This window comes from Paenibacillus sp. UASWS1643 (genome assembly GCF_008693195.1).
Lineage (GTDB): Bacteria > Bacillota > Bacilli > Paenibacillales > Paenibacillaceae > Paenibacillus > Paenibacillus amylolyticus_B.
Genome location: NZ_VXKZ01000098.1, coordinates 57,835 through 71,137 on the forward strand (window position 1 = coordinate 57,835; position 13,303 = coordinate 71,137).

Genomic DNA, 13,303 nt, shown 5'->3' on the forward strand with positions numbered 1-13,303 from the left:
TTTGCCATGCAGCAAATCATGCCACTATGTCATGATCCAATTATAGAGATCGAGAAACTATCATTTTCCTACGGGGACCAGCGAGTAATTGAGAATCTCGATTTTATGGCCCAGGAACGGGACTTTGTCGGGATTATCGGTTCCAATGGGGCGGGTAAAACGACATTGCTGCGCATGCTGGTAGGACTTCTTCCTCCTGCGCAGGGAGATATCAAACTATTCGGACAGTCGATCCGCAGGTTCAAGGACTGGGACCGAATCGGGTATGTGCCTCAAAAGAATGCATTTAACCCGTTGTTTCCTGCGACCGTTCGTGAAGTGGTCATGTCAGGCTTGTATAATAACAAAAACATGTTCCGTCGTATGTCTCGCAAATGTCAGCAACAGTGCACGGATGCGATGCAGGTGATGCGGATCGAGGATCTGGCGAACAAACGAATTGGTCAATTGTCCGGCGGACAGCAGCAGCGTGTATTTTTGGCACGAGCGCTTATCAATCACCCGGATCTGTTGATTCTGGATGAACCTACCGTAGGTATTGATGCTGAATCACAGGCCAGTTTCTTTGAACTGATTACCCATATGCATGAACATCACCGCATGACTTTTCTAATGGTGTCTCATGATATGGATCGGATGGAGAGTTATCTGGGTTCTGAAGCTGCGGTAACGAATGGCAAAATTAATTTTCATGTCCGTCATTCGCATGAGGTACAGGATTGTGCTGAGACCAATCTGCAACATACCACTGCACAGGTACGCTAGCCGTATGTATGGCCCATTAGATTAGAGTAAGGCCGAAGGAGTCGTGTTTGTTTTGGAAATATTAATGAGTGATTTTTTTCAGCGTGCGCTGGCGGGTGGGTTGCTAATCGGCATTACCGCTCCATTAATCGGACTGTTCCTGGTCTTGCGGCGGTTATCCATGATCGGAGATACCTTGTCTCATGTGACCATTGCCGGGGTTGCACTTGGATTCCTGATTGAAGTGTATCCCATTGCAGTGGGATTGATATTTGCCGTGCTTGCTTCATTTGCGATAGAGAAATTGCGCAAAGCATACAAGAGTTACGCCGAATTATCGATTGCTATTATCATGTCCGGTGGCGTGGCTCTTGCTTCCTTGTTCTTCACGCTGGGCAAAGGATATAATGCAGATGTCATGAGTTATTTGTTCGGCAGTATATATACATTAGACGCTACGGATCTGAAGCTCGTAGGTGTGGTTACGCTGATCGTGGTGATTGTAGTGGCATTGTTACATAAGGAATTTTTCCTGCTCAGCTTTGAGGAAGATGCGGCAGCGGTTACAGGATTGCCTGTAAGAATTCTGAACATGTTAATCACTGTGATGACAGCACTTGTCATTAGCACGGCGATCAAGATTGTTGGTGCGCTTCTGGTGTCAGCGCTATTGACCATTCCGGTAGCGGTCAGCCTGTTGATGGCCCGGAGTTTCAAATCCGCCATTATCTTGTCCGTAATTATCGGCGAAATTGCCGTAGTCCTTGGACTGGTTGTAGCAGGCATCTGGAACCTCGCACCTGGAGCAACGATTGTATTATTGCTGATCATGATGCTGATTCTGACGATGATTGGAAAAAAAGGGTTCCGAGCCTGACGACTGAACGAGCAAGCACGTGAGCCCGGGGAAGGGAGACATCCGCTTCATGCCTGATGTTAATGTATGGATGGCTTTTGTAGCAGGTTTGGTCTCATTTATATCACCATGTTGTCTTCCGCTGTATCCATCATACCTCTCCTACATTACAGGTATGACGGTGCAACAATTGAAGGATGACCGCAATCAGCGCGAAGTCCGTTTTAAGACGATGACGCATACGCTGGCGTTTATTTTAGGTTTTTCGGCTGTATTTTATTCGCTTGGCCTTGGTGCTGGACTGTTTGGCCAATTTTTCAATGATAACCGGGAACTGATTCGGCAATTGTCTGCGATTTTGATTATGCTTATGGGCTTATTTTTGCTTGGTGTGTTCAAGCCGCAGTTTCTGATGAAGGAACGCAAGCTGGATATGAAATGGAAACCTGCAGGCTATCTGGGCTCTTTTATATTTGGTATTGGTTTCTCAGCAGGCTGGTCGCCTTGTATTGGTCCCATTCTAACAGCGATCATTGCTATGGCTGCAAGTGAGCCCACAACCTGGTTGGCACTGATTACAGGTTATACGGCAGGGTTTGCAATCCCGTTCTTTATTTTGGCCTTTTTCATCGGTTCGACACGCTGGATCTTACGGTATTCCAATATCATGATGAAAGTCGGAGGAGCATTGATGTTGTTCCTTGGGGTATTGCTTTTTACAGATCAGATGACGAAGATTACCATCTGGTTGCAGCAGATTACACCAGACTGGATGATTATTTAAACGGATGAACTGAATTCATATTATTATGTATGGCATAGCAGGCTACATGTTACCAGGGACACTCTGGGTCATGTAACCTGCTTTTTAATCGTTAGTTAGGAATACTAATATCAGCATATGATGTCGCGCTGTTTCCGTTTAGGTGAAGTAATCAATATTGGCTAGTGGAAAATGTTCAAAGATCCGTTCCGTAATGAATTCGCGCAGCGCATCCTGCTGGTCATCCTTATACACATACTTGTACTGACCCCAGCGGCCCCATTTCATCTTGCGTTTCTCGATATCCATCTCCAGCTTGGTTTTGGGATAACGTTTCTCAATGGTTGCTTTGGCCGTTTTGGTAAAACGGTGCTGGATCATTTCAAAGGTAAGATCCCTGGTTGCTTCCTCTGGAAGTGTATCTGCGAGCTTCTGCAACAGCTCCGAGTATCCTTCTTCCCAGCCTTCATACCACATAATCGGAGCGATAATGAATCCCAGGGGATAACCGGCGTGTGCAATTTTGCCAGCAGCTTCAATGCGTTCCTCAAATCTGGAGGTAGCCGGTTCAAAGTTTTTGATAACATAATCCGAATTGACACTAAACCGGATACGGGTGTGACCGTTATGTTTAAGGTTCAGCAACGGATCAACGTGATGATATTTGGTTACAAATCGCAAGCGCCCATATTCTTCTTCCGCCATAAAACGGATCAAGTCACTTAAATTCTCTGTGATATGCTCGAGTCCTACGGGATCAGACGTACAGGCGGCTTCAAATCGCGTGATTTCAGGCGCCCGTTCTTCAATGTATCCTTTTGCAGCCTGAATGATCTCCTCAGTATTAACATAGACACGAACATAAGGTTTCGCACCAAGTGTAGTTTGAAGATAACAATAATGGCAGTGCCCCATACAGCCTGTAGAGATGGGAATGGCATATTCCGCTGAAGGTTTCGACTGGTCAAACTTGAGTGTTTTGCGCACACCAACGACCAGAGTACGCTTTGCCATCCGGTACTTTTCTTGTTCGGTTTCACCGGGCAAGTTTGTGATTCGGTTATGGGATGTGGTCATCTGATAAGGTATGTTTTTGGATGTCACCCATTCCATAATCCGTTTGCCTTTGTCATATTCCAACGCACCGGGTTCAAAATACACCAAATCGGGAATAAAGGGTTTAGTACCTTTTGCTTTACGAACTGGCGGTGAGGCTACACTTGTACTCACGAAATCACTCCTTTCGTTGCGGAACTTTGTTTAGTTTGCCTCGTTTGGTGAAAAGTCACGCCTGCCAATTACTTGTGTACCGTGCGCTGCAAAATGTGCAGGACTTGCCAATGCGTATTGATAACATGTATCATTATAAGATAGGGACCAGGCACGAATAGGGGCCGGTCAGAGAGAAAAGAGGGAAGCAGATGCCAACGCCCAGTATGGAAGATTATTTGGAGCGTATATACAAATTAATTGATGAAAAGGGCTATGCTCGTGTGTCTGATATAGCTGAAGGACTGGAAGTGCATCCTTCATCGGTGACGAAGATGATCCAAAAGCTGGACAAAGACGAGTACCTGATCTACGAAAAGTACCGCGGACTGGTGCTTACGCCAAAAGGTAAAAAGATGGGCAAACGTTTGATGGAGCGCCATCATCTGCTTGAACAATTTTTGACAACGATTGGTGTTCAGGAACAAAATATCTACAATGATGTTGAAGGCATTGAACATCATCTGAGCTGGGACTCCATTACATGCATTGAGTCCTTGGTTGAATACTTCCGTCAGGATGAGAGCCGGTTGCGTGACCTCAAAAACCTTCAGGATGTCATGAGTAATACGGAGTCTTAAGTTTCAGCAGTGGAATACACATGGTGATATACAATGAATTTGTATCCTGTGATCAAAGGATGCTTCTAGCCGTTTCAATGGCAGGAAGCATTTTTTTGTGTGCAATCAAACCATAATTTGGTGATTATCGCAACTAAACGAACAGTAGGAGCGTCTATTAAACTAGTAGAATTTACCGCAAATTTATAATGATTTTGGAGGACTGCACTAATGAACGTTCGTAAAGGATTGATGCTGCTGCTCATTTTTGTACTTGGATTACAGACAGCAGGCATGACGGCACAAGCGGCCGGGCAGAAGGAAATCGCTATTTTTCTAGACGGAAACCGTTTGGAATCGGATGTATCACCCTACATCTTGCCCAAAGTAAATGTAACGATGGTACCTCTGCGTGTTATTAGCGAAGGACTGGGTGCGTCTGTTTTATGGTCTCAAGCTACTCGTACCGTGACCATTCAGAAATCCGATTCGGTCATCTCTATGACGAGCGGGCGCCAGCAGGCGACCGTGGATAACGCTGTAGTTGGTCTGGATGCATCGGTCGAATTGAAACAAGGTCGGGTCATGGTACCCATTCGATTCGTCAGTGAGAACCTGGGCATTCGAGTGAACTGGAATCAGGCAGCCCAGACCATTGATCTGTACACAGGAGACGAATCAGTCCCAACTCCTGAACCAACTCCGGCAACCCCAGCGGAGCCTGGAGGCACGGGCACTGTACCAGCTTCTGAAGAGATGCGGGGAGCCTGGATTTCCACTGTGAATGGAGACTGGCCTTCATCCGGTGCCAAGGGAAATGTAGAGAAGCAAAAACAGGAGTATACGAAACAGCTAGATACTTTGCAAGGTATGGGCATTAACGCAGTATTTGTCCAAGTCAGAGCCAATGGGGATGCCATCTATCCTTCAGGTCTGGTGCCTTGGAACAGCGTATTGACAGGAACACAAGGTAAAGATCCCGGTTATGATCCCCTCGCGTTTATGGTTGAGGAGGCACACAAAAGAGGTCTGGAGTTCCACGCCTGGTTTAATCCGTTTAGAGCAACAAACTCAGCGAGTACATCGAACTTGGCTGCAAACCACATCTCCAAGCTTCATCCCGACTGGATTGTGAATGCATCCGGCAAAATGTACATTAACCCGGGTATCCCGGAAGCCAGACAGCATATTATCGATACGATCATGGAAGTGGTCAATCAGTATGATGTTGATGGTGTACATCTGGATGATTATTTCTATCCATCCAATGTGACTTTTAATGATGATGCAGCCTTCAAAACTTACAACACATTGAATACCAAAGACCGTGCTGAATGGCGTCGGGACAATATCAATCAGTTCGTTAAGCAGCTCGGGCAGAGCATTCACAGAGTGAAAGCTAACGTTGAATATGGAATTAGTCCATTTGGCGTATGGCGTAATAAATCCGTTGATCTGACAGGCTCTGATACCAAAGCAGGAGTAACCGCGTATGACAGCATGAATGCAGATGTGCGGACATGGATTAAACAGGAGTGGATCGACTATGTCGCTCCGCAGGTGTATTGGAGTATGACACTAAGCGCAGCTCGATACGACAAAGTCGTGGACTGGTGGGCGAATGAAGTGGCTAACACAAATGTAAAATTGTATATCGGTCACTCTCCTTATAAGTTAGGTACGCCGGAAATTGGCTGGCAGACTTCACAGGAGATCATCGATCAGCTGAACTACAACAACAAGTATGGTTCGGTCAAAGGGGATATATTCTTTAGTTCACAACACCTGACGAAGAATCCTCTCGGCTTGATTGCCAAATTAAAAGCCTACTATGGTCTATAAAACATTTTAACAACACAGTGATAAGACAAACCCTTGTTCTCATAGAGTGGCAGTAGAAATGTGGCTGCCTGGAGAACGGGGGTTTTTTGTTATGTTAATTAACGCGGTGTTTGAAGGTGGAGGCGTCAAAGGGATCTCGCTTGCAGGTGCTGTACAGGGTGCTCAAGACTGCGGCATTCAGTTTAATCGAGTGGCAGGCACATCATCCGGTTCCATTGTAGCTGCTCTACTAGCGGCTGGTTACAGGGCCGAAGAGATGAAAGTCATTATTGAGAATACCCCCTTTGTTTCATTGCTGCGTCGCTCCCCCATATTTAATACCCGATGGATCGGACCCGCGGCAAGGCTGTTCTTGAAGAAAGGCCTGTATTCGGGAGAAGCGTTGGAATCATGGATTCGCAAGATGCTGGAGCAGAAAGGGATTCGCACATTCGCTGACTTGCCGCAAGGTAAGTTGCTTATTACGGCATCCGATATATCCAATGGAACCATTCTGGTGCTGCCGGACGATATTCGACGGTTTGGCATTGATCCTGCCAAGCTGGATGTTGCAAAGGCGGTACGTATGAGTTGCAGTATCCCGTATTTTTTCGATCCGGTAGTCATACGCAAATCACCAGTATTCTCCAAAGGACTTCCTTTTCAGGATCAGTTTGTGTATGTCGTGGATGGTGGATTGCTTAGCAATTTTCCGTTGTGGCTCTTCGATGGTGATCGTTCTGAACGAGGAGGAGACTTTATTCCGGTTGTCGGATTCAAAATGGTGGGGAAGACGGAAGTGGAACCTGCCCGGATTAAAGGACCGCTAAGCATGCTTCAGGCCCTTGTGGAGACAATGCTCACAGCACATGATGAACGTTACATCGAACAGATTAACCGGTTTCGTACAGTGAAGATACCAACGCTTGGGATTAAACCGACTCAATTTCATTTATCGTTACAGGACAGCACAGCCTTATATCGATCAGGCGCAACCGCAGGGAATGAATTTTTCAACGGATGGAATATGAAAATGTATGATGAACAGCTGGACAAACAACGAAAAGAATTGCGCAAAAAACAAGCAGAAGCTCCACCTCTGATTCCTGTATAAGCGTGAAAAAAGCAATTCTCCGCATGCTGGGAGAATTGCTTTTTTGTATGTTCAGTCGATATTAGTGAAATTTCGGTATATCTTCATCGCTTTTCCCTTTTTGTCCCTGAATCACTTGGAAAGGATAATCCTTACGCTTCTTTGAAGAGCCGCTGCTCTTTCTGGCACTGGACTGTGCATTAACTTTCGCCATGGTTCGTGCCGATGGCTTAATCTTTGGTGATTTGGTTTTGCTTGCCCAGCGACGAGGCGGATATTTGTACAGCAGGAATACGGCTCCGAACACGACCAGAGGAATAATGATCCGGGATGGACTAGCGTTCCCCAGCCAAGTCAAGACTCCAACAGCAGCTAGTGCGATGAACGTCCAAAATAAGATTGCCTGCTTGTTCATATCATTCACCCTTTCACAGGATCGAGTGTTGCAACAGGTACTTCTGACGTAGCGGAGACATTGGCAAGCTTGGCATCCAACTCACGCATACGGTTAAACGAAGCAATGGACACTTCTACCTGTTCGTTGGTCGGTTCTTTTGTTGTCAGCAATTGCAGCCACAATCCCGGGTATCCGAGATAACGCAGTACAGGAATATCACGTACCGAATTCGTGAGCTTTAACAGTTCAAAAGAAATGCCTAGCACAACTGGCAATAACAACAGACGCTGACCCATCCGTTCCCAGAGGTTATCGTACGTGAAGAGAGAGTATAGAAACACTCCAATAATGACAGTCAACATAATGAAGCTGCTTCCGCAGCGGTAGTGCAGTCGGCTGTACTTTTGCACGTTCTCCGGTGTCAGTTCTTCACCAGCTTCATGTGCGCTGATCACTTTGTGTTCCGCCCCATGATACTGGAAGAGACGTTTAATCATCGGCGTCTGTGAGATTAACCACAGATAAGCGAGTAACAGGATCAGCTTAATGCCGCCTTCCAGTAAATTATGCAAAAACTGATTGTCGAATGCATTTTTGAATAGAAAATTCTCGATAACAACAGGAAGCAATGTGAGCACAACTTTACCAAAAAGGAATGAAAGAATGGCGACGGCGGTCACACCAATAATCATGCTAAGGCTCCAGCCCGAACCTTCTTTATCTTTTTGCTTGGCTTTCTCTTCCGGTTCCAGTTCATCATCAGCATAGGCGTCAGCAGAATAATTGAGATGTCTGCTACCTTTGACACTTGAATCTATAATGCTGACAATTCCGCGTAATAAAGGAATCCGCCGCATTTTCGTGACCCAGGACTTGTCTTGCTTGGGAACTTCCAGATACGTAATTTCGCCGTCTTTTCTACGAACAGCTGTAACGTTGACATGTTTCCCACCGAACATTACGCCTTCAATGACAGCTTGCCCCCCATAGCTGACAGGCTTGGATTGTTGAGGCAAATTATTCACCTTCCTATTCTGTTCTAGGCCTTCGCGATCAAAGGCAGTTTAATAACCCTATTGTATCGAATTTTAAGACCAATTTCTAGTTTGTGAGTCAAACCTTGAAGGATGTTGTTAAGATTGTCCTGTTTTGAACATACTACCTCGTAGAATCGGAGCGAAAATTCGAGGCATAATGCGGGATTATCAACTGAATGAAGGAGAATATCGATGACAGAACGTAAGCATGAAAATACATCACAAGATGAAGGTCAACGTCCCAATGAGCGGCAGCCAAAAGACAAGGGCAGGCGCCCTACCCAGAGGCAAGGTCAAGCACACTACTACACCAAGCCATTTTCCTTTGCGTTAGAGCTTGGCTTCTTTGCCGGTTTTATCTGGGGCGGGCTGCATTGGCTATTCTATCTGTTGCATTTTACGATTGTACCTGTCGGATTTCTGGCCGAGCCTTTTTTCAAACATGAATATATATATACCGCAGCAGGACATTTGACAGGCTGGCTGTTTTTTATCGTCTTTTCCATCTTGGCATCCTTGCTTTACACGTTCACGATTAGAAAACTAAAAGGGCCGTTACCCGGCATGGTGTATGGAATCGTCTGGTGGCTGATTCTCTTCATACTGGTCGGACCAAAACTGGGGATGATGAAACCTTTGAACGGTTTAACATGGGATTCGATCATCACGGAACTCTGTTTCTTTTTGTTATGGGGGCTGTTCATTGGTTACACAGTAGCCATGGAGTACACGGACGAACGCAAACGCGAGCCGGAGCAAGCGGGGGCATAGCGCAAAAAAGCTTCTCAATCCGGCAATGGCTGTGTTAAAATAGCAGATGGTTATTTGCAGAGAGGGTGGAGCAGCGATGAAACGAATTATTGTGATCAATGGTCCGAACCTGAACATGCTTGGTGTTCGCGAACCGGGCATCTATGGAACGCTTAGTCTGAAGGATATTGAGGACAAAATTCGCAGACAGGCTGACGAAATTGGCGTCTCCATCGCTTTTTATCAATCGAACCATGAAGGGGACATCATTGACCGCATTCATGCAGCGATGGGTGAGGCAGACGGAATAATACTGAATGCCGGAGCATTTACCCATTATAGCTATGCTATACGTGATGCAATCAATGCTGTAAAAGTCCCTACGGTTGAAGTACATCTATCCAACATTCATGCACGCGAAGCGTTCAGACATCATTCAGTGATTGCAGCGGAAACAATCGGGCAGATTGCCGGATTTGGCGAAGTAAGTTATGAACTGGGATTGCTGGCTCTTGTGCGTCATCTGGACAAACAAACCTGAGCCGGGAACCCGGGAATGTGAGAGAAAGAAGGGTTACCGATGGAAAACAAACGAGTAAATAAGTTGCGTGAAGCCATGCGTGAGCATGAACTCACAGCAATGCTGATTACAAACCCGATTAACCGTCGTTATATGACGGGCTTTACAGGCTCTGCGGGATATGTGCTGATTACGGAACAGAATGCATATTTGCTGACTGATTTCCGTTATATGTCACAAGCGCCTCAGCAAGCCAAAGGATTTACCGTTGTGGAGCATGGAGCTAAGCCGATGGATACGGTTCGCGAATTGCTGATATCCGCGAATATCAAAGAAGTGGGCTTCGAGCAGGATAGTGTTACATTTGGCACGCATTCCGCTTATGCTGAAGCACTTCAATCTATTGAACTGAAGGCTGTATCCGGGATCGTGGAACAACTTCGTATGTTCAAGGATGAAGATGAGATCGCGGTCATGCAGAGAGCAGCAGATCTGGCGGATGCCACGTTCAGCCACGTTTTGCAGTTTGCAAAACCAGGAATGACGGAGCGTGAAGTGGATCTGGAGATGGAGTTTTTCATGCGCAAACATGGAGCAACGTCTTCTTCGTTTGACACCATTGTAGCTTCGGGTGAACGTTCTGCTATGCCTCACGGTGTAGCGAGCAGCAAGGTCATCGGACAGAATGAGTTAATTACATTTGACTTTGGTGCACTTTTGGACGGATACTGTTCAGATCTGACACGTACCATTGCAACAGGTACACCTGTACCTGAACTGCGCAAAATTTATGACATTGTACTGGAAGCTCAGTTACATACGCTGGAGAACCTGAAACCGGGCATGACCGGACGGGAAGCAGATGCATTGGCTCGTGATATCATTGCAGGTCACGGATATGGAGATCAATTCGGACACAGCACAGGCCACGGTCTGGGTATGGAAGTTCACGAAGCTCCTCGTTTGTCCAAGCTTAGCGACGATGTATTGAAACCGGGTATGGTTGTTACCGTTGAACCGGGTATATATATTGACGGGCTTGGCGGCGTGCGTATCGAGGATGACGTAGTGATTACCGAGACGGGTATTCATATTCTCACGAAGTCGGACAAGAAGTTCACCGTAATCGGCTAAATTACAGCCACCAGGGATATAAGACGATTTTTAATGTGTTATTTAAATTGAAAATAAGAAATTTCACCATAACGGAGAGTGCAGAACCAATCTGAAGAAGCGAAGCGTTCGCCTTTATCACCGGATTTTCCCATTGATAATGGGATCAAAAAAATCTGGGGATAACAGCGATCGGAGGATGGTACTGCAATCAAAGTGAACGAGGTGGCCTTTCTAGGGCTCATTTTACATATAACATTAACCCCATCGTCTTATATCACCTACTTTTTAACCATATCAGGAGGGATTTTTTGTGATTTCAGTAAACGATTTTAAAACAGGCTTGACCGTGCAAGTAGATAACGATATCTATACCGTGCTTGATTTCCAACACGTTAAACCAGGTAAAGGTGCTGCCTTCGTACGTTCCAAATTGAAAAACCTGCGTAACGGTAACACCGTTGAAAAAACATTCCGTGCAGGCGAAACTATTGGTCGTGCCATCATCGAAAACCGTGGCGTATCCTACCTGTATGCAAGCGGTACAGAGCACACGTTCATGGATAACGAGACGTATGATCAGTTCACATTGACTAGTGATCAACTGGAATGGGAATTGAACTTCCTGAAAGAAAACATGGTCGTTAAGATCGTTAGCTACCAAGGTGAAATCCTGGGAATCGACTTGCCAACAAGCGTTGAGTTGAAAGTCATCGAGACTGAGCCAAGTGTTAAAGGTAACACTGCACAAGGCGCTACCAAAAATGCAAAAGTGGAAACAGGCTTGAACGTACAGGTTCCTTTGTTCATTAACGAAGGTGACGTTCTCCTGATTGACACACGTGAAGGTAAATACTCTTCCCGTGCGTAACTTTCACAAGCTGTAAGCTAATAAACGGTATTAACAACCCTTTGCCATTCCTTTGGCAGAGGGTTTTTTCGAAAAAAGATTAGCCTATCAGGCGCTTTCGTAATATACTGGGTTAAAGTCATTTCTTGTAGAGAATAATGACGATGGACATTAATTATGCATACTGCACAAGGTAGGGAGTGGATTTGCGTTGTCATTGTACGTCATGAAATTTGGGGGCAGCTCGGTCGGAGATACAGAACGCATGAAGCGTGTAGCCGGACGTGTTGTAGAAAAAGCTGATGAAGGACATCGGTGTGTAGTCGTGGTTTCGGCCATGGGGGATACAACAGATGATTTGATTGATCAGGCAAAACAACTGAATAGTGATCTGCCTGCTCGTGAGATGGATATGCTCTTAACGACAGGAGAACAGATTTCTATCTCTTTGTTATCGATGGCTATTCAAGCGCTTGGACGTAAGGCAGTATCGTTTACGGGCTGGCAAGCGGGATTCCGCACAGAGCCGGTTCACGGAAAGGCACGTATTCATGACATTCAACCTGACCGTGTGAATGCAGCACTTGCCGAGGGCAACATTGTTATTGTTGCAGGCTTCCAGGGCATGACGGAAGACGGCGAGATCACAACGCTGGGTCGTGGTGGTTCGGATACAACAGCTGTAGCGCTGGCGGCAGCAATTAAGGCTGATGCGTGTGAGATCTATACGGATGTAGACGGAATCTATTCTACGGACCCTCGGATCGTTAAGGTTGCGCGCAAGCTGAAGGAAATATCCTATGACGAAATGCTGGAACTTGCTAATTTGGGAGCAGCGGTGCTGCATCCGCGTGCAGTAGAGTACGCGAAGCATTCCGGTGTACCTTTAATTGTAAGATCCAGCTTTAACCATAATGAAGGAACGGTTGTGAAGGAGGAAGCAGCAATGGAACAAGGCGTAGTGGTTAGTGGTATTGCCTATGACAAAAACGTGGCTCGCATCAGTATTCTGGGTGTGCCGGATGTACCAGGAGTTCTGGCCGAAGTATTTGGTGCGCTTGCATCCAATCAGCTGGATGTGGACATTATCGTTCAGAGCGGAGTGATGGATGGCAAAGCGGACTTCTCGTTCTCTGTGGCGCTTTCTGATCGTGAGAACGCATTACGTGTCATTGAAAGTCTTCACAGCCGCTTGCCTTACCGTGAAGTCACATCTGAGGAGAACCTCGTTAAAATCTCCATTGTTGGCGCAGGCATGGTCAGTCACCCAGGTGTAGCTGCGAAGATGTTCAAAGTTATTTCCGCTGAAGGCGTGAGTATCAAGATGGTGAGCACTTCCGAGATCAAAGTATCTTGTGTTATTGACGGAGATAAGCTGCATGACGTCATTAAGGCATTGCATACAGCATATGATCTCGACACTGCCGAGCAAGCCGTTATCGGTGGACCTCAAGATCGCAGATAAGTATCTTCTGTGTATGTAAATTAGCAAAGGTGTACTGTTGCCAACGGGCAGCAGTACACCTTTTT

14 protein-coding genes are annotated in these 13,303 nt (G+C 46.1%); 11 read left to right on the plus strand and 3 right to left on the minus strand.

The window, feature by feature from the left end; translation table 11 throughout:
* Positions 1 to 6: 6 nt before the first annotated feature.
* The 3 genes from FE296_RS06525 to FE296_RS06535 are packed head-to-tail and all read left to right on the plus strand — an operon-like array spanning position 7 to position 2,384.
* The gene (locus tag FE296_RS06525) at positions 7 to 765 is read left to right on the plus strand and encodes a metal ABC transporter ATP-binding protein (protein WP_091018152.1); all 759 of its coding nucleotides are present in this window, start codon (positions 7 to 9) and stop codon (positions 763 to 765) included.
* A 52-nt stretch (positions 766 to 817) separates the two neighbouring features.
* The gene (locus FE296_RS06530; RefSeq protein WP_047843633.1) at positions 818 to 1,621 is read left to right on the plus strand and encodes a metal ABC transporter permease; all 804 of its coding nucleotides are present in this window, start codon (positions 818 to 820) and stop codon (positions 1,619 to 1,621) included.
* Positions 1,622 to 1,670: 49 nt separating this feature from the next.
* Entirely contained in the window at positions 1,671 to 2,384 is a 714-nt protein-coding gene (locus FE296_RS06535; protein WP_124116152.1) for a cytochrome c biogenesis CcdA family protein, read from the plus strand.
* Between the two features lie 138 nt (positions 2,385 to 2,522).
* On the opposite strand, the gene splB is transcribed toward FE296_RS06535, so the two are convergent.
* Complete coding sequence (splB, locus tag FE296_RS06540) at positions 2,523 to 3,593, minus strand: spore photoproduct lyase (RefSeq protein ID WP_124116153.1); 1,071 nt, start codon at positions 3,591 to 3,593, stop codon at positions 2,523 to 2,525.
* Positions 3,594 to 3,784: 191 nt separating this feature from the next.
* On the opposite strand from splB, the gene mntR reads away from it, so the two are divergent.
* The 3 genes from mntR (at position 3,785) to FE296_RS06555 (ending at position 7,127) form a co-directional block, all read left to right on the plus strand.
* Positions 3,785 to 4,213, plus strand: coding sequence for a transcriptional regulator MntR (gene mntR, locus FE296_RS06545; protein ID WP_036614415.1), 429 nt, complete (start codon positions 3,785 to 3,787; stop codon positions 4,211 to 4,213).
* Positions 4,214 to 4,423: 210 nt separating this feature from the next.
* Entirely contained in the window at positions 4,424 to 6,034 is a 1,611-nt protein-coding gene (locus tag FE296_RS06550; RefSeq protein WP_150364554.1) for a family 10 glycosylhydrolase, read from the plus strand.
* A gap of 91 nt (positions 6,035 to 6,125) precedes the next feature.
* A complete protein-coding gene (locus tag FE296_RS06555) occupies positions 6,126 to 7,127 on the plus strand; it encodes a patatin-like phospholipase family protein (RefSeq protein WP_124116155.1) in 1,002 nt (333 codons plus the stop codon).
* Positions 7,128 to 7,188: 61 nt separating this feature from the next.
* Here FE296_RS06555 and FE296_RS06560 read toward each other — a convergent pair whose 3' ends face one another.
* Together FE296_RS06560 and FE296_RS06565 are read right to left on the minus strand one after the other, a co-directional pair.
* The gene (locus FE296_RS06560; protein WP_036614407.1) at positions 7,189 to 7,521 is read right to left on the minus strand and encodes a hypothetical protein; all 333 of its coding nucleotides are present in this window, start codon (positions 7,519 to 7,521) and stop codon (positions 7,189 to 7,191) included.
* Between the two features lie 5 nt (positions 7,522 to 7,526).
* On the minus strand, positions 7,527 to 8,519 hold the full coding sequence (locus FE296_RS06565) for a DUF1385 domain-containing protein (protein ID WP_150364555.1): 993 nt from the start codon (positions 8,517 to 8,519) through the stop codon (positions 7,527 to 7,529).
* A gap of 213 nt (positions 8,520 to 8,732) precedes the next feature.
* Between FE296_RS06565 and FE296_RS06570 the strand changes: the two genes are divergently transcribed.
* The 5 genes from FE296_RS06570 (at position 8,733) to FE296_RS06590 (ending at position 13,238) form a co-directional block, all read left to right on the plus strand.
* Positions 8,733 to 9,311: a YqhR family membrane protein gene (locus tag FE296_RS06570; RefSeq protein WP_150364556.1), complete on the plus strand. Its 579-nt coding sequence runs from the start codon at positions 8,733 to 8,735 to the stop codon at positions 9,309 to 9,311.
* 76 nt (positions 9,312 to 9,387) lie between these two features.
* Complete coding sequence (aroQ, locus tag FE296_RS06575) at positions 9,388 to 9,831, plus strand: type II 3-dehydroquinate dehydratase (protein WP_036614400.1); 444 nt, start codon at positions 9,388 to 9,390, stop codon at positions 9,829 to 9,831.
* A gap of 39 nt (positions 9,832 to 9,870) precedes the next feature.
* Positions 9,871 to 10,944 carry a M24 family metallopeptidase gene (locus tag FE296_RS06580; protein ID WP_124116158.1) on the plus strand — a complete coding sequence of 358 codons (1,074 nt, stop codon included), beginning with the start codon at positions 9,871 to 9,873 and terminating at the stop codon, positions 10,942 to 10,944.
* Between the two features lie 292 nt (positions 10,945 to 11,236).
* The gene (gene efp / locus FE296_RS06585) at positions 11,237 to 11,794 is read left to right on the plus strand and encodes an elongation factor P (protein ID WP_017687580.1); all 558 of its coding nucleotides are present in this window, start codon (positions 11,237 to 11,239) and stop codon (positions 11,792 to 11,794) included.
* A gap of 190 nt (positions 11,795 to 11,984) precedes the next feature.
* The gene (locus FE296_RS06590) at positions 11,985 to 13,238 is read left to right on the plus strand and encodes an aspartate kinase (RefSeq protein WP_150364557.1); all 1,254 of its coding nucleotides are present in this window, start codon (positions 11,985 to 11,987) and stop codon (positions 13,236 to 13,238) included.
* The last annotated feature ends 65 nt before the right edge of the window (positions 13,239 to 13,303 follow it).